The 17,230-nt window shown below is 40.1% G+C and carries 21 protein-coding genes; all 21 read right to left on the bottom strand.

Annotation, left to right across the window (positions count from 1 at the left end):
- Nucleotides 1-52 precede the first annotated feature (52 nt).
- Complete coding sequence (locus CLV38_RS11290) at nt 53-904, bottom strand: flagellar hook-basal body complex protein (RefSeq protein ID WP_106195650.1); 852 nt, start codon at nt 902-904, stop codon at nt 53-55.
- 81 nt (nt 905-985) lie between these two features.
- Nucleotides 986-1,381: a flagellar biosynthesis protein gene (locus tag CLV38_RS11285; protein WP_106195648.1), complete on the bottom strand. Its 396-nt coding sequence runs from the start codon at nt 1,379-1,381 to the stop codon at nt 986-988.
- 1 nt (nt 1,382) lies between these two features.
- Complete coding sequence (locus CLV38_RS11280) at nt 1,383-1,808, bottom strand: FLgD tudor-like domain-containing protein (RefSeq protein ID WP_106195646.1); 426 nt, start codon at nt 1,806-1,808, stop codon at nt 1,383-1,385.
- A 15-nt stretch (nt 1,809-1,823) separates the two neighbouring features.
- Nucleotides 1,824-3,284 (bottom strand): flagellar hook-length control protein FliK, encoded by a 1,461-nt coding sequence (locus CLV38_RS11275; RefSeq protein ID WP_106195644.1) that lies wholly within the window; start codon nt 3,282-3,284, stop codon nt 1,824-1,826.
- 36 nt (nt 3,285-3,320) lie between these two features.
- On the bottom strand, nt 3,321-3,758 hold the full coding sequence (gene fliJ / locus CLV38_RS11270) for a flagellar export protein FliJ (protein WP_106195642.1): 438 nt from the start codon (nt 3,756-3,758) through the stop codon (nt 3,321-3,323).
- A 12-nt stretch (nt 3,759-3,770) separates the two neighbouring features.
- The gene (fliI, locus tag CLV38_RS11265) at nt 3,771-5,087 is read right to left on the bottom strand and encodes a flagellar protein export ATPase FliI (protein ID WP_425427789.1); all 1,317 of its coding nucleotides are present in this window, start codon (nt 5,085-5,087) and stop codon (nt 3,771-3,773) included.
- An 8-nt stretch (nt 5,088-5,095) separates the two neighbouring features.
- Nucleotides 5,096-5,872 carry a FliH/SctL family protein gene (locus tag CLV38_RS11260; RefSeq protein ID WP_106195637.1) on the bottom strand — a complete coding sequence of 259 codons (777 nt, stop codon included), beginning with the start codon at nt 5,870-5,872 and terminating at the stop codon, nt 5,096-5,098.
- Nucleotides 5,856-6,851, bottom strand: coding sequence for a flagellar motor switch protein FliG (gene fliG / locus CLV38_RS11255; RefSeq protein ID WP_106195683.1), 996 nt, complete (start codon nt 6,849-6,851; stop codon nt 5,856-5,858). The genes CLV38_RS11260 and fliG overlap by 17 nt, the downstream gene beginning before the upstream one ends.
- Nucleotides 6,852-6,908: 57 nt before the next feature.
- Complete coding sequence (gene fliF / locus CLV38_RS11250) at nt 6,909-8,513, bottom strand: flagellar basal-body MS-ring/collar protein FliF (RefSeq protein WP_106195635.1); 1,605 nt, start codon at nt 8,511-8,513, stop codon at nt 6,909-6,911.
- Between the two features lie 41 nt (nt 8,514-8,554).
- On the bottom strand, nt 8,555-8,869 hold the full coding sequence (gene fliE, locus CLV38_RS11245) for a flagellar hook-basal body complex protein FliE (RefSeq protein ID WP_245920588.1): 315 nt from the start codon (nt 8,867-8,869) through the stop codon (nt 8,555-8,557).
- 26 nt (nt 8,870-8,895) lie between these two features.
- Nucleotides 8,896-9,336 (bottom strand): flagellar basal body rod protein FlgC, encoded by a 441-nt coding sequence (gene flgC / locus CLV38_RS11240; protein WP_106195633.1) that lies wholly within the window; start codon nt 9,334-9,336, stop codon nt 8,896-8,898.
- 17 nt (nt 9,337-9,353) lie between these two features.
- Nucleotides 9,354-9,737: a flagellar basal body rod protein FlgB gene (gene flgB, locus CLV38_RS11235; RefSeq protein WP_106195631.1), complete on the bottom strand. Its 384-nt coding sequence runs from the start codon at nt 9,735-9,737 to the stop codon at nt 9,354-9,356.
- Nucleotides 9,738-10,260: 523 nt separating this feature from the next.
- A complete protein-coding gene (gene fliS, locus CLV38_RS11230) occupies nt 10,261-10,626 on the bottom strand; it encodes a flagellar export chaperone FliS (protein ID WP_106195629.1) in 366 nt (121 codons plus the stop codon).
- A gap of 14 nt (nt 10,627-10,640) precedes the next feature.
- Nucleotides 10,641-11,006, bottom strand: a complete 366-nt coding sequence (locus CLV38_RS11225; protein ID WP_106195626.1) for a hypothetical protein — start codon at nt 11,004-11,006, stop codon at nt 10,641-10,643.
- 18 nt (nt 11,007-11,024) lie between these two features.
- On the bottom strand, nt 11,025-12,413 hold the full coding sequence (fliD, locus tag CLV38_RS11220; RefSeq protein ID WP_106195624.1) for a flagellar filament capping protein FliD: 1,389 nt from the start codon (nt 12,411-12,413) through the stop codon (nt 11,025-11,027).
- Nucleotides 12,414-12,417: 4 nt separating this feature from the next.
- Entirely contained in the window at nt 12,418-12,801 is a 384-nt protein-coding gene (locus CLV38_RS11215; protein ID WP_106195622.1) for a flagellar protein FlaG, read from the bottom strand.
- 119 nt (nt 12,802-12,920) lie between these two features.
- Nucleotides 12,921-13,757 (bottom strand): flagellin N-terminal helical domain-containing protein, encoded by an 837-nt coding sequence (locus CLV38_RS11210; RefSeq protein WP_106195620.1) that lies wholly within the window; start codon nt 13,755-13,757, stop codon nt 12,921-12,923.
- Nucleotides 13,758-13,930: 173 nt separating this feature from the next.
- Nucleotides 13,931-14,845: a flagellar hook-associated protein FlgL gene (gene flgL / locus CLV38_RS11205; protein WP_106195618.1), complete on the bottom strand. Its 915-nt coding sequence runs from the start codon at nt 14,843-14,845 to the stop codon at nt 13,931-13,933.
- A 2-nt stretch (nt 14,846-14,847) separates the two neighbouring features.
- Entirely contained in the window at nt 14,848-16,356 is a 1,509-nt protein-coding gene (gene flgK / locus CLV38_RS11200; RefSeq protein ID WP_106195615.1) for a flagellar hook-associated protein FlgK, read from the bottom strand.
- Between the two features lie 12 nt (nt 16,357-16,368).
- Nucleotides 16,369-16,734, bottom strand: coding sequence for a flagellar export chaperone FlgN (locus CLV38_RS11195; protein ID WP_106195613.1), 366 nt, complete (start codon nt 16,732-16,734; stop codon nt 16,369-16,371).
- Between the two features lie 5 nt (nt 16,735-16,739).
- Entirely contained in the window at nt 16,740-17,018 is a 279-nt protein-coding gene (gene flgM / locus CLV38_RS11190) for a flagellar biosynthesis anti-sigma factor FlgM (RefSeq protein WP_106195611.1), read from the bottom strand.
- Nucleotides 17,019-17,230: the final 212 nt, after the last annotated feature.

The raw sequence follows: 17,230 nt of genomic DNA, 5'->3' as shown, positions 1-17,230 counted from the left end.
GTGTTAGAAAGATTGAATCGATCAGATTGACCGATCTCCTCTACCTTTTACATTAACGTTTTAAGTTAATCAATTCCTGAAGCATTTCATCAGACGTAGTGATACTTCGTGTATTCGCCTGATACGCACGATTTGTAACGATCATCTCAGTGAATTCAGTTGCCAAGTCGACGTTGGACATTTCAGTAAAGCCAGACCGAATCAAACCAAATCCATCTTGTGCTGGTTCACCCATTTGAGGAATACCAGAGTTTGCTGAAGCACTGTATAAATTTTCTCCTAATTTTTGTAAACCATCGGGATTTGTGAAGTTTGCCATTGCAACACGTCCTATTACTTCAGTAGATCCATCACTGTATGTGCCTAGGATCGTACCGGTATTGTCGATGTTATAATTCTCAAGTGCTGCAGTTCCAGCTTGGTTAAGTGGCGGAATAGATAAGGCGTCTAAATTGGTTCCATTTTCTCCAATATATCCCATCAGTTTGAAACCGTTCGAGGTAGTAAGATTCCCATCAGTATCTGTATAAAACCCACCATCACGAGTATACTGGTTCATACCTGATGCCCCACCGTCTTCACTGACGACGAAGAAAGAGTTATCTCCATTTTGAATACCAAAGTCCAGTGCACGTCCAGTAAATTGGAGTGATCCGCCCTGCATCATAAGGTCAGTTGAAGCGACTTGTGATCCTAGACCCACTTGCTTGGCATTTATCCCCCCACGATTGGCAGCGTTTGGGCCTTGAGCATTTGCATTTGTCTGAGAAATCATATCCTGGAAACGGACACGCTGCGATTTGAAGCCAGTTGTGTTAACGTTAGCGATGTTATTTGCTATAACGTCCATTTTTGTTTGTTGCCCTTTCATTCCTGTAATACCTGAATATAGTGAATTTAACATGTTGTTTTCCTCCTAGTGTATAAACGTTTCTGAATCGGTCGGTCATCAGAAATCAGCTTCTTTTCAGTCCAGCTGGATCATTTATCGTTTTCCATTGATTTGTATGGCGCTGTCAATATTCGTTACATCGTTCATTTCTGTTGATTTTAGTGCAGTAATCACTGTTTTGTTTTTAATACTGGCAATCAGTGCCAAATCATCATACAAAATAAGTGACTGTTCAGATCCTTTAGCTTCAAGTGTTTCAACAGCTTCTTCCAGCAAATGCATATCCCGTTCATTCAGCGTAAATCCGTGCTGATTCATCCGTTTTTGAGCGTGATGTGAAAAGGTGACTGCTTTTGAAGGGCTATCTGTTTCTTTGATCGCTTCCTGCATAAACGACTGAAACTGTGGATCGATTTTACGTTCAGAAGACCTCACTTGATTATCAGGTTTAATCTTTATCGATTGGCTTCCACTTAGATTATGAATCATGTTACTGACTCACCTCAATGACGTCATTCATTTGATACGTGCGGCCATTCACTTGCAATGTGGCATACCCATTATCAAATCGAACTTTCTCAACGGCACCTGTTACAAGCTGGTCTTCCTGGCCTGTAATCGTCACGTTTTTGCCTACTAAACTTAATGCCTGCTGCTGCTGATTCATCAATAGATTTGTTGTCATTGTTTCATTCAAATCACTGACTGCATTGAGCATTCCGAACTGAACCATCTGTCCGATATAGTCTGTCTCAGATCCACCACCACTGCCTTGTCCATCAAATGAAGGCATACTCATCGCATTGGCAATAATATATAAAAACTGTTCCATATCCAGATCTGAATTCTGACGCGTTTCTTCTTCCGGCTGAATCGCTTTTAAAGAACCGATCATCATATTGTTTGGTATATTCATCCTAGTCTCCTTCCATTAAACATATATATTTAACCCCTTAGCCCTATCCGTTCTTTGAACCTGTACGAGGTCTTCAATAGAGTCAGTGTTTTCGCTAGTATCATTGAAAGAATTCGCCTGTTTATCTGGCTGTTTGTCTGACTGGCTGAATTCTTGTGAAAAAGAGAATCCATCTGTTTGCGGCTGGAGTACGGGTTTAGTTACAGAAAAATCAAACTGACTGATTGTCAGTCCTTTTGTTTCTAACGGCTGTTTCATTTGCTGCCACTGACTCTCCATCCATTTCTTCGTTTCGTCAGATTCGAATACCAGTTTTCCACTTAATCCGTTCTGATCATAAATCAATTCGATTTTGACTTCTCCGAGTGTCTCTGGCGTTAGTGTCAAAGTGGATTTAAACACTTCTTTGCCACCTTCATCTGTCCCGACTGACATCATCATCTCTTGTATCATCTCAGTTCCCTGTTCTTTAGTTACAGGTCCATGAACTGGGTGATTAACAGGTATGGTGACTGATTGATCAAATGACATAGCGTTCGTAAACAGTTGCTCTGCTGAGCGTATTTCTTTTGCAGGTTGATGTGTGTCATCTTCCCCACCTTCTTGTAATATTAAGCCTGAGTTCAAAAGATCTTTAGTGGGCTGTACCGATTGATTTGAACTGGTCTTAATTATGTTACCCGCATCAGGCTCTATATCATCAGTTAATGAAAGGGTAGTGCCCAAGCTTGTAGATTGTTCTGTATCGGATAGATCTGAATGCTTCAATCGGGTTTCTTCAGTAGTAGTAGTCTTGATTTCCGGTTTTGACCTGTCACCCTGATGCTGGACTAAAGGCTGTTCAGATTCATCCTCAACTAGATTTAAGGTTGAGATAGCATCGGCTTCTTGTGTAATTACCTTATTTTCATCAATCAGCTCAGTCACAATCGATGAGTCACCGATGATATCAGTGGTCGCTGTTCTATTAATGCTAATTGACTGAATCTTCTTTAAAGATTCTTCGGGTATAGGCTCTTCCACAGGTTCCGTTTTACCAGACTGAAAGTTATCCATTAGTCTATCACCTGTTTCACCTGGAACCAGTTTACTCATTAGCATTTCTGATTCAGTCAACTCTTTTCCGTTTAAATCGTTAGTTAAGAAATCAATCATTAAAAAGGAATCTGTTGTATCTTGCTCTATATGTATAGTCTCTGATGCTTGTCCTCTAGTTAATGAATCGATATCTGACTGCAACCTTAGAAACGGATGTATTAATGTAAAGGCAATGGGATCTTCTTCATCTACTGTATGTTCTAGTTCAGATTCACCTGCTGACTGGGATGGGTCTTCAGCTGAATCCAGTCTATCTTTCTGTCTGGGATGAGAAGTAAACTTGTTCAGTTCTTCTGAAAACGCGTCTGTATCAATATAGATAGGTTCTTTTGAGACAGGGCCCTCACTTCGAATCTGTGTTAAAGCGGTCACGTCCATTTTATTTCACCTCCTTTCAAGTGAGATATTTCAAGTTTAAAAAATTGAAGGTCTGCCGTAGTTCAGAGTGGATATTTCATCAAGCTGGGACTGTTCTTTTTTCTTGATGACTTCATTGAATCTGAACTGTTCTTTTTCTTCCAGTTTCTGCATGACTTTTTTATCTCTATGAGCCAGTTGCAGATCTGACTTAGCCTGGATGAGGTCTTTTTCTGCTTTTTGAACATTTAATCGCTGCTTGATGATTTTCTCATCCAGCAAATCTTTATACAGGCTGTGACGTTTCAAATGATCCACACTATTGTGAAACAGATTCTCACTTTTTAACCGCCTACTTTCAGAAATGATACGCTCCAGTTTCTTCTGCTCAAATAGCAACTGGTCTTCTTTTTCTTTCACGACTAGCTGAGCTGCGTCTTCCTGATCAGCTCGCCAGTCGAGTACTTTTTCCATTGAGAAACGGTACTGCTGCATTCAATCCTCTCCTTATCTTATAGCTGGATTAGTGAAAACTGATTTCATCAACTCAACCGTATGATCGAATGAATAAGATTGAGTTGTTTTCTGTTTCAGAAAGCCTTTGATGGGCTGATTCAAGCGAACAGCCTGGTCAACAACAGCGTTGGTGCCTTGCTGATAAGCTCCAACATCGATTAGATCCTTTGATTCTTTGTATGTAGACAAATTTTCTCTAAGCTTCCCTGCGACTTCGTTGTGTTCTTCCGTGACGAGTTCCTTCATCAGTCGACTTAAACTATTCTGTATATCGATCGCCGGATAATGGTTCTCAGAAGCAATTTGTCTGGATAAAATAATATGGCCATCTAAAATTCCGCGAACGGAATCTGCAATGGGCTCGTTCATATCGTCCCCTTCAACCAGTACCGTATAAAAAGCAGTGATCGATCCAGTTTCTGTGTTTCCGCTTCGTTCCAGAAGTTTTGGTAAGACAGTAAAAACTGAAGGTGTATAGCCTTTAGTCGTTGGTGGTTCACCCGTAGCTAACCCTATTTCACGCTGAGCCATGGCCACACGCGTAACCGAGTCCATCATAAGGACCACTTTTTTGCCTTGATCTCTGAAGTATTCAGCAATTGCAGTCGCAACGTAAGCCCCTTTCAGTCTAACCAATGGCGGCTGATCTGAAGTGGCAGCGACGACCACTGATTTCTTGTACCCTTCGACACCCAGATCATTATCGATAAACTCTAAAACTTCACGTCCACGTTCTCCAATCAGTCCGATTACAATTATATCTGCATCACTATAACGGGCCATCATTCCAAGCAGCGTAGACTTCCCGACACCGGAACCGGCAAAAATACCCATCCGCTGTCCTTCTCCGACTGTCAGCAAGCCATCGACTGCCTTGACACCCGTCTGCATGATCGTATTGATTTTGGGTCGCTTGAAAGGGTCAGGAGAGGACCGGTGAACATCGTATTTAGCTGCTCCTTCAAGAGCGCCATGACTAAGCGGTCTGCCAAGTCCATCAAATGTTTTACCCAGCATCGAATCACTGACTTCTATTTTTAAAGCTTTACCTGTCGGACGAACTAGACAACCAGGCCCGATACCGTCTAAATTATCCAAGGGCATTAATAGGACAGTTTCTTCAACAAATCCAACAACCTCACTTAAAACGGTCTTTGACTGCGATTTAATTTCAATCTCGCAGACTTCCCCAATAAAAGCATCGAGCCCATCTACTTTGATAATCAAACCAATAACCTGGCTGACCTTCCCGTGTTTGAGAGCGACAGCTTTTTTGTTTAAGGTTTCATGGTACAGTTCGAAAGGGATATTGATCATTACATTTCACGCTCCCTTTCTTTCATTTCATTCACCATAGCCAGGAGTTGATTCCGGACTTGCAGGTCAACAACCTTATGAGCACTTTCGACCACACAGCCAAGCGGATCAACATTGTCATCTCCAAAGACGACAAAGCGGACACCCGGATAGTTTTTCTCAAGATAAGGCAGTTTCTCTCTTATCTCCAGACGTTTCGATGTGTGAACAGTCAAACTGACGTAATCTTCTTTATGATCCAGCTGATGTAAAATAGGATTGACCAGCTCTAAAATACCGTCAGGCAATAGATCTAACTGGTCTTGTACAATTTTTTCGGCCATATGCACTGATAAGGACAATAAACTGTCTTTTTTCTCTTCAACGTAAGCTTCAATATCCAGCTGCGCATCAGTTAGGGCTTTCCTCGCTTGTTCAACCAGGTGTTGACTCTCTATCTTACCAGCCTGATAGCCTTCTTCTTTGCCTTCAGCATAACCGTTAGAAAAACCGGCTTGTTGTCCTTCTTCAAAAGCTTTCGCATAAGCTTCCTCTTTGATTCGACTGATTTCAGCTTCCGCTTCTTCAATCAGGCGTTCTTTTTCAGTCAGAGCTGTCTTGATGAGCTGATCACTTTTTTTTCTAGCCTGAGCCAGCTCATCAGCGGCTTCCTGGTTCGTTTCTTCGTACGATTCTTCGGGTTCTTCTTCGTAGTCATAAGTGGTATCGATCACCCAGTCACTAGATTCTTTCGCACTCGTCTGCATAGACTTGATAATCCTACTCGATAATGGCATCTTGATCGCCTCGCATAATGTAGATTTCGCCTAGTTCATCTAAACGACGAATAACAGTGACCACATTCTGTTGAGCTTCTTCAACGGCAGACAGGCGTGCAGGTCCAAGGAACTGCATATCTTCTGTGAGAGTTTCCACAGCTCGGGTTGATAAGTTTCCAAATATAAAGTCGCGCAGCTCGTCCGATACTCCTTTGAGAGCCAACACCAGATCGTCGTTTTTGACCTCGCGCAACACTTTTTGAACATCGCTTTTTTGTAGTGAAATAATATCTTCGAAGGTAAACAGACTTGCCTTGATTTCTTCCGCCAGTTCAGGCTGACGTGCTTCCAGTTCACCAACAATGGCTTTCTCAGTGGTTCTACCCACTTGATTCAGGATTTCGACCAGTGTCGAAACGCCTCCAACATTTTCTGTATCATTTTCTATATATGTAGAGAATTTACTCTCAATGACTTTTTCGATCTTTTCAATCACGGATGGGGACGTACTGGTTATTGTACCAATACGCTCCGCGATTTCAGATTGTTTCTCAGGTGGGAAGTTGATCAGTATCTGAGCCGCTTTGTCCGGCTGCATGTAACATAATATCAGTGCGACTGTCTGCGGCTGTTCGCCTAACAGCAGGTTAGTCAGTTGTGCCGGGTCAGCTTTGCGCGCTATATTGAAAGGCCGTTCCCTAAGCTGAATCTGGTTCAGCATATCAATCACTTCTTTTGCTCTTTGAGACCCAAGTGCTTTATTCAACAAATTCTTTGCATAATCAAACCCACCATCCAGAATATACTCTCTTGCCTGGGACATTTCCAGATACTCATTGACAATATCTTCTCTGTCTTTCTGACTGACATGATCGATATTGGCAATTTCGTAACTGACTTTCTGAATAAATTTATCGGGCAGTTGTTTCATGATCTGTGAGGACGTTTCAGGACCAAGAGAAATCATGAAAATTGCGGCCTTTCTCACGCCATCCATTTCTTTTTTTGAGGATGCTTGTTTTTCAGTTGATTCTGCCAATTCATTACACCCTTTCTAGTCTTTCAACCAAACTTTCATTAATTCAGCAGCTAGTTCAGGGTTTTCTTTGGCTTGTGTTCTGACCCTGTCTTCTTTTTCGGACATGACTTTATTTTTCTGCTGCATTGCATCATTTTGTTTATCGATTTGCTCAATCGGATCTGGTTCAGGCATGATCACTGGTTGAGGATTTAGAGCTGCCTGAGCTGCAGCATCTTCTGCCGAACTCGTCTCTTTTCCACGTTTCAGAAGTGTCAGCACGGCAATCGCAATAATAACCAGTACTAGACCTATGACCATAAATAGCCAGCTTGACGTCAGGAATTCAAGTATCTCATCCATTATGCCGTCTCCTCCACCAATAGCGAAGTCTTCTCCTTCAGCAAAGGGCATGATTTCGACCGTGACATCTCCCGACAGGGGCACCTCAGCTTGACCATCCAGTCCCAGAGCACGACTGATGATTCGACCAACCTGATCTTGTACGGGTACCACTCCAGCATTCTGGTTAACCACAACGGACGCATTAACACCTTCGACTACCCCAGGTGCACGCACATAACGCTCAGTCACCTGATCTAATTCATAGTTAATGGTTCGGTCCAGAGATGCATTGTTTTCATCTTCTTCTTCGTCAACTAGCGGGAAATCCCCATCTTCAATCAATCCTGCCAGCATATCCCTGGCGCCATCGAAACTTTCAGTCTGACTGCGAATGAGTCCTGTACGGTTCTCATCACCTTCTTCTGTCATTGGAGCACTATACTCGACTGTTTCACCTTCGATGACATCAAAGTTCATTGACGCATTAACGACTACACGCAGGTTATTGTACCCATAGACAGGTGCCAGCAAGGACATAATGCGTTCTTCCAAATCTTTTTCATACGAGCGCTTTATGTTCTGCTGGTTGGAAGAGAAATCAGCTGATGCCATTCCCTCTCCGCCAGACTGCAAAAACCCGCTCAATAAATTCCCGGTTGTATCGACTATCTGAACATTTTCCATAGGCAGGTTTTCAACCGCACCAGTAACTAAAGATGCAATGCCTTGGATATTCTGTTGAGACACAACGCCTCTAGTCTCCACGACAATAGAAGCAGAGCTTTCACTGCGGTAAGCAGGATTCTGAAAAATACTGTCTTCTGGTAGTGACAGCATCACTTTAGCTGCATCGATCTGTTGAAGAGAGGAAATCGACCGTTCTAATTCTCCTGTCAGTGCGCGCTGATACATGATCTGACGGTCATCATCAGTCGTCATCATATTCGTATCGTCAAAAATTTCGAATCCAGTAGACTTTTCAGGCATCATGCCATTAACAGCTAAACTGATTCGATAATTATCGACATCTTTTTCTTCAACTAGAATGGTTGTCCCATTATCTTCAAGCTGATACTTCATGTTCTGGGCATTCAGGTCCTCGACTATTGTGCCAGCATCTGCTTCTTCCAAATTGGAAAATAAGACCGTGTACTGACTCCTTTGAGTAAAGTAACCGATACTTCCCAGTAAAATTAAAGCAATCGCTACGAGAATAACCAGCCGCTTGCGCTTTTTCGACTCAAGCTGAAGCCAGCCATCTTTGATCGATGTGCCAATGTCTTTCACTTTATTCATTTACGACTCTCCCTTTACTTCAACTCTGTTCGCTTACTAACTTAAAACTGCATATTTTTAATTTCGTTATATGCTTCCAGTGCACGATTACGTAGTTGAACAGCGACTTCAAGAGAGAGTTGCGCTTCTGTTGTTTTAATCATAACTGTATGTAAATCATCGGCTGATCCATTGATCAGTGATTGAACGGCATGAGCAGAATCTGCCTGTTTGCCCTCCAGAGTATTTAGGGAGTCTTTTAATAAAGACGTGAACTCTGTTTTATTAACTTCCGGTGTATGTATGGGATTGCTTTGTTTCAATTGATCGATCTGGTTCAGCGCTTGTGGGACAAGCTGATTCATTCCGTTTATCACATGTCTATCTCCTATTCTTTTTTAAGTTAACCTTGACGTCCGATTTCCAGCGCACGCTTCAGCATATCTTTACTGCTGTTAATAGCCGTCACATTCGCATCATATGTCCGAATGGCTGTCATCATCTCTACCATTTCATCCGCCATATCCACATTAGGATAGACAACGTATCCTTCTTCATCCGCATCTGGGTGATTCGGTTCGAAAACGATACGGACATTATCTTCATCAGCGTCAACTCCAGTAATCTGAACACCGGCACTTTTCACCACTGTATCATCTGTGAAAGCTGAATTAACTTGCTTAAAATTTTCTTCAAATTCGACTCTTTGTTTTATGTATGGCCCTTCGCCGTCTTCAGTGCGGGTTGTATTGACATTTGCAATATTGGTTGAGATCGTATCCAGCTTGAACCGTTCCAGTGACAATCCGCTTGCATTGATCTGCATTGAATGAAATATCGACATCTTAATCTCTCCTCATCTTAACGTAGTACAGAACGAATCGAACTGTAATGATTACTCATCTGTGTCGTCAGCGCTTGATAATAAAGGGCGTTAGCTGACAATTCAGCCATTTCCGTATCAATCGCTACGTTATTCCCGTCTTCGTTGATACGGTTACCAGTCTGTTCTTTAATTTGTGGCTTTATATTGCTTAAATCAGATACTCCAAAATGATCTGCATGAGTACTTCTCATTGCTGACCCGTCCATCGTCTGTTTCAGTACATCCTCAAACTCTACCCGCTTAGCCTTATAACCAGGAGTATTCACGTTGGAAAGATTAGACGAAATCATTTCTTGCCTTAAAGAGGATGCATCCAAAGCATTTTTCATCAGATTAATAGTTGATCCTGTAAACATCATTTTCACCTCATTAAATAACAAGTCTGTATAATTATTCTTAATATGTAACAACATGAATAATATTATAGAAGAAATTAAGGTACTGCAATACCATTTTTTTTGTTTTCAAGGTTAAAGATGACCAGTTAATAAGAAAATAATGTGAAAAGATTATTTTTATAACGATATAGATATCAGTAATTATTCATAATTTCACCAAGAATCCTATTTTAATCAATAGAATGACTAACTCAGGAAAAATTAATTCATGCCTATACAAGTTTATCTTGTCCTAAATTTATTCCTATTATTTTTAGGGATTTGAAAGGCAGACTTATGACGTTTTTGTGAACTCTAAAAAATAATCGTCCTAAACAGAACTTCTATTAGTCTTTTATTACCTATACATATTATCCATCTATTCCATATCTAATGAAATTTATCGTTTTAACTATTTATTTTTAATAAATTACATCTGTTATAAAAAGTTGTAATTAAATAATTACTATATTTAATAATCTGTTCCATAAAAAAAGACCAGCAATTAGATGCTGGCCCATGCTTCTAGCAGTTGAGACATTAAGTATCTCGTTTCTGCCATTTTGTTCTGATCTTTTTTTAGATTAGCCTGTATTAACTGATTGAGAACATAAGAGTAAAGCGTCTGTAACTCACTCGCAATGGCATTCTCTCCGTTCTGATGATTAAGTGACACCATCAGCTCAGTGACAATATCCTGTGCTTTAATTAAATTCGTATTTACTTTAGTAAAGTCTTCTTTCTCAAGAGCTAATTCAGCTAAACGTATGTACTTGATTGCTCCTTCGTAAAGCAGAACAACTAGCTGCTTAGGAGAAGCTGTTTCAATCTGGGTTTTCTTATATACTTTTGAGGCAGATGCGTAACTCATAATCTATTCCTTTCCTACACGTCACGGTCTACAAACAGCGACTGCTCTTTTTCAATATAATGGCTCACGACTTTATCTTTTCGGTTAACTTGTTTCATCTGATCAGCCAGAATTTCCGACTCTCTCTTGATAATCGTAATCATCCGTTCCTGAACAGTCATAATCTGTTCAATCAGCCAGCGGTGCTTTTCTGTAAAACTAGCTAAATCCTCTCGAGAAAGACACTTATCTATCTTCTGAATGTCTTCGATTAATTCCTGGTTCTGATCGATAATCAGTTGTGCAGAGTCAGCTGACTGATCCCAATTAACTAATCGATAGAGTATATTCTCTAGATATGCCTTTTTCTTTTCGAATAGTATCGTTGTTTCTGATGTCATCAGCTGTTCCTCCTATGATTATTTCGAATCCATTCCTAACTGACTGAACATAAAGTCCATTTGTGACTCAGCCTTCATCATCGCTGTATCCAAAGCGGAAAACTGTTTAATGTATCGATTTTTACGGGCTTCCAGACGTTCTTCAAATTTATTAATCCGATCGTTTACATCACGAATCATTCTATCATAAGTGTCGCGTCGTGTCTTGATAATTCCATTTGAACTTGAAATATATTGATTAACGAGTGAACGCATATTGGTAGCAAAGCCTTTGCGTTCAGTTACAGTGCCTTCTCCGTCTTCACTTGGGACTTGACGAGTTGATGAGAAAAAGTCTTTCACTTCATTCGGATTTTCTTTTACTTGCTTTTCTAGCACTGTGCGGTCAAAGGAAGCTGTTCCGTTTCGGTCAACTGTCACTCCTAAACTCTGCAGACCATTGATTGAAGTACCGTGAGACTCCTGATTTGTAACCATAGAGCGCAAACTTGACTGCAGACGCATGAGCGTTCCATCACCAGATAAAGTTCCTGTTGTATTGTTCTCGGCTGATGGATCCCCGACACTCAATTGAGATTTGACAAAGTTCATAGTTGAGTTGTACTGTTCTACAAATTTTTGAAGAGCATCAGCAGCTTTGTCTAAGTTCTCTGTCACACTAACAACAGTAGACTCGTTCGCTGAATGAACATTTGTTAGATTAAAACTTAACCCCTCAATCACATCGTCAATTGTATTAGATGAGCGAGTGATTTCAAGACCGTCTATAGTAAACTTGGCATCCTGGCCTGGACTAAATATGGAATCTGCATCGAATCCTAAACTTTCAGCAGCACTTCCTGAAACACTTAATGCTTTATCACCGAACTCAGAATGTGTTAGTACTAAACGATTGTCGACAATAGATGAACGAATACCTGATTCAGCAGTTGAACTATTAATTTTCTCACTAATAGTCCGTAAACTGTCAGATTCTTCAATATCGATTGAATGAACTTTACCATCTCCAAGATTCAAGTCGAACGTTCCACTCAGTTTAAGTTCAGTTCTAATGTCTCCACCAGTCGATACCTGATTACCTGTCAGACGCGTTTGGGTGGCAAGTTGCTGAACCTGTACTCTGTAATTGCCTGTTGCAGCATTAGATCCGGCACTTATTACTAAATTCTCAGGACCAGTCATGTTAACGGATTTCGAGTTAAAAGTTTCTGGCTTTTGCAAATCTTCTAGACGTTTGTATAAGGAATCTAAACGGGTATTCATATCTTTCCATGCATTTTGAGATTTAGTGTACTGTTCTTTTTGACGGGTAAATTTAGTTCCCTTGGCAGCTTCTGCTTCCATAATTTTATCAACCATACTCATATCTATTCCAGAATAGATACCCATCATGCTTAAATCGCTCATTATCTCACTCCGTTCTGTCGACTACTAGACCAGACCATTGCCAAATTCCGGCAATCATATCCAGCATTTTTTCTGGTGGAATTTCTCTTATCACTTCTTCAGTTTCTTTATCTATAACTTGTACCAGAGTCCGTCCAGTTCCTTCATGCGTCTTAAAAGATAACTGAGCGTTAACACGTTGGAGAACAGACTGTGCTTCATCTACCCATTTTTGCACCTGTTCCTTTTGAGGTTCATATTGTACCCGGTCAAAAGAAGTATCAATGCCTTCAATGGCTTTAATAGGATCAATATAACGATCCCCAGAGTAGGATACCGTACTTTTATTTGAATGTAAAACTCGATCAATTGTTTTCAATGCATCAATAGAATTAACACGCTGACTCATCCATCCAGCTCCTCTGATAAAATAATGGAAAAAGGTAAAGCCTATGTACAACAAAACCGAAGCAGCAAATCACTGCTTCGATCATGTCAAAATTGAAACTAGTTAACCAGTTTGAAAAATTATCCCAATAATTGTAGAACGCCTTGAGGCATTTGGTTAGCTTGTGCAAGCATAGCAGTTGAAGCTTGAGAAAGAATGTTGTTCTTAGTGAACTCCATCATTTCTTCAGCCATATCAACGTCACGAATACGTGAGTTAGCTTCAGATAGGTTTTCGCTTGTTGTAGTCAAATTGTTAATTGTATGCTCTAGACGGTTCTGTTGAGCTCCGAAAGTTGCTCTTGCCTCAGACACATCTTTAATGGCTGCGTCTAGTGCAGTAATAGCTGCTTCTGCACCAGAAGGAGATGAAGCATCAGCAGCAGCAGTAGTAACATCTAAATCATCTATACCTAATCCTCCAGCAGATGCATCAAATGCAGCAATATCTAAAGACGCATCTGTAGCATTTGCTCCAATTTGAAGTTTAACTGCGTCTGTATCCTCAGCTAGTATAGCAATTTCATTGAACTTAGTATCAGAAGAAATTCTACTTACTTCTGTAATCAGCTCTCCGATTTCTAGCTGAATAGCATCTAAGTCTTCCGTACTATTAGTTCCATTTGATGCTTGAACTGAAAGGTCTCTCATACGGTTTAAAATTGAATGAGTTTCGTTTAAAGCTCCCTCAGCAGTCTGAATTAAGGATATTCCGTCTTGTGCATTACGTGTTGCTTGCTTCAAACCAGAAATTTGATTTTTCATTTTTTCTGAAATTGAAAGTCCAGCAGCGTCGTCCCCTGCTTTGTTGATTCTTAAACCTGATGATAATTTAGCCATTGAGTTTCCTCTAGCTCCGTTAGCTTGTGTCAAACGAGAATATGTATTCATCGCTGCTGTGTTTGTATTAATACGCATAATTTGTTTTCCTCCAATATAGGTTTTATATTTTAAAGGCTTCATTGCCTTCTACACTTACTATCGGAATCTCAACCTATTTGTTAAGTCTTTTTTTCAACTTTATATTTTATTTCTTTAAAAAAGCAATAAAGGCGGTCAATGCACTAGTTGCACTGATCGCCTTTATTATATTATCTAACATAATCCATTATATTTGTCTGTAGTATACGCGTACCCATATTCATTGAAGCTTGGTATGCCACCATCTCCATAGAATAGTTCATGTAGGTTTCTGCCAAGTCAATGTCCTGATTAGTTGACAAAGCACTTTCTAAATTCAAATATTCAGACTCATTACGATCTTTAGCCGCAGTTAATCGATTTTGAATCGCGCCTATATTGGTCCGTGTGTTAACTGTATTATTCATAAACTTCTCAATTCTTTCTAGTAAATCTCCACCTAATAATTCAGTATCGTTTTCTCCTAAAGCAGTAAAAAGTTCATTGAACATCTGACCAATATTCACACCATCTTTTTCGAATAACCGGTTACCGTCTGTCTGGAGTTCAACGCTTACTCCACGCGAAATTTCCTTAGAAGTGTTGCCACTGACCATATCACCAGTGCCTGAATATTCAATACTAAAATTACCATCTTCTCTATTAATAGTAAAAGGTTTGACATTACTCTTTTGTCCACCAAATATATAGCGTCCACCAAAGCTTGTATTCAATGAATCCAGCATTGATTCCACTTCATTTTCGATCTCAGTCTTAATAGCTTGACGGTCTTCAGTATTGTATGTTCCGTTAGCCGCTTGCTGCGTTAAAACTGATATGCGCTGCAAGGAATCTGTTGCACTAGCTAAAGCAGAGTCCTGAACATTTGTAAAATCAATCGAATCATCGATTGTCGTTTTATATTGTGCGTTCTGTTTGATTTCATTTTTTAAATCCAGTATTTTTGATACTTTTAATGGATCATCACTCGGGCGATTCACCTGTTTCATTGACGATAACTGTTCCTGGTAACGAAACACATTGCTTGTATTTTTGTTTAAATTTGACAAAAAACTTTGTGACATTAAGGAGTTCGTTATTCTCATGATTATACCCCTGTTCTATTAATTAATGTGTCCAGCATTTCCGAAATGGTTTGCAGAACACGGGAGTTTGCCTGGAATGCACTAGAATATTTAATCATATCAACGACTTCCTCATTGATATCCACTCCAGAAATCGATTCGCGGCGCTGAGTCAATAGCTGCATCACACCGTTTTGTGTCTCCAGCATATTGTCTTCCTGCTGTTTGACGATTCCTATTTCAGTCACCATGCTGTTATATCGTCCAAACAATGTTGATCTCTTAGTACCTGAATTGATTTTCATTGTGTCTTCGTTATAATGCGACTCATTAAAGTCTTTAGATAATGTCTGATTCTGAAGAGAGGCAATAGCCTGAGCTCTTGATCCATCACCCGAATATTCATTGTCCAAACTTTTTCCAGAAACTACTTTGTCCGGATCGTCTCTCAATGCCTGATGAGTTCGAATCGATTTGGCTGCGCCAGTGCTGTCAGACAACACTTCGAAAAACGGCTGCCCATCTTCTACGTCTCCACCACTATGAATGAGATTGACTGCATTTGTAAAACTGAATGCAAAATCATCTAGTTCAGCCTGCATATCACTGATCACGACCAACGCTTCTTGAGTTCCTCTCATTGACCCTTTGGAAGGGTTCACTAGAGTGCCTTCATTGCTGTCAGGTGTTTTGATAACGACACTGCCTAAGGCGATAGCGTCGTTAGAAGAACTTAAGACATCATTATCTGATAAAGTATACTCCCCGTCTTCATTCGTACCAGTGACGACCGCCACCTCTTTACGAGAAGAACTGTTCAGTACATTGGTTCCGGCTATATCAACAGATGCTCGATTGAACTGGTCTTTTTCTACAGTAATGTCTATTTTTCCAGCTAAGTCCGTCAAGAGTCTGTCCTGTTGATCAAGAAGATCATTAGGTGTAAAGCCTCTAACTGATGATTGCCATATCTGATGATTTAGGCCTTCCAGTTGTTTTAATGTGGAATTCACATCCATTGCATCTTTGCTTAATTCTCCTAATGTATCTTTATGTAAACTTTCCATTGAATTCGCCATATGGTGAATCGTATCCGTAAATGTTTCTGTCGTCTGGACTAACATTGTACGAGCAGATGATTGTTCGGGATTTGAAGCTAAGTAAGTCCAGGCATTGAACACTTCCGATATCTGGTTAGACAGGCCAGAATCAGACGGCTCGTTGAACACCGCTTCGAGCTGACCGACAATATCAGACAAGGATTCGTGCTTTTGAGTGGTTGAATGGGCGTCTCTCAATTGAGTATTAACATAATGATCACTGACCCGATCAATGTTCCCTATTCTAACGCCGGTACCAATCTGACCAACCCCGGCAACACTTTGAGCAAAATCTGCCTGCATCGTCACTAGCTGTCTGGTATATCCAGTTGTATTCGCATTTGCTACATTATGACCAATCGTCTGCAGAGCGGTCTGTTGAGCATTCAATCCTTTTGTTGCTGTATTTAACGTTCCAAATAATCCACTCATGTGTTTTTCTCCTTAAAGTGATTGATCTAAGAGCGTACTCTTTTTCGTATCATCAAATGTACCTTTTTTAGAATACGTATTATTCTGTTTCGCTGCTTTTTTAATGTGTTCCAGCATCGTCTCAGTAAAACGTAGCGACTGTTCTGTCAACATTAAATTCGTTTCCTGCAGAGCTTTGACTTCACGTGAAAGAACGCTGAGCTTATCCATCTCAACGTCTCCTTCATTAAACACAGACAATGAAATCATTATGTCTTCTTTATCCTGAATAATCTTAGGCAATTTAGCTCCATCATTTTCAATCAGAACTGTTTTTTCTTTCTCTAAAACATCTTTCAGCTGATTTAATAGCCCGATAACTTGATCTGTTTTGCTCATTAGGATTATAACTCCTTCTGTTCCTGCAATGACTTAACTAGTCCTTCAGTAATTTTGCTAGGATCTACTTGATACTCACCATTTTGAATCGACTGTTTGATTGCATTCACTCGCTCTGAAAAAGCAGCCTTGTCAGCATCCAGCAAAGCCTGAGCTTCCTTAGAAATACTGACTTTATCCGCTTCTTTGGCTTGGGGTTTATTAGTCTCTTGAACAACTTCTCTTTTAGCTTGTTTAGATTGGTTTACAGAAGAAACCACATTAGTATATTTATTTATTTTCATCTTTCGCACTCTCCTTTAAAAACGACACTTCATTATCCGACAAGTGTATCCTAACCTTACTATCGGATATACAAATAAAACATTAACCCTAAATTATCGAATAACAAAAACTAAAACGAGAGTGTAAAATATTTTGTGTAAATAGAAAAAAGGAAGTCCCTTCTGTAGAATAGAGTTACCACACTAAATTCACAGAAAAGAGGACTTCCCTA

The organism is Alkalibacterium olivapovliticus, from assembly GCF_003003275.1.
Taxonomy (GTDB): domain Bacteria; phylum Bacillota; class Bacilli; order Lactobacillales; family Carnobacteriaceae_A; genus Alkalibacterium; species Alkalibacterium olivapovliticum.
The sequence above is the reverse complement of the archived record's forward strand: the minus strand, read 5'-3'. Positions and strand labels throughout refer to the sequence as shown.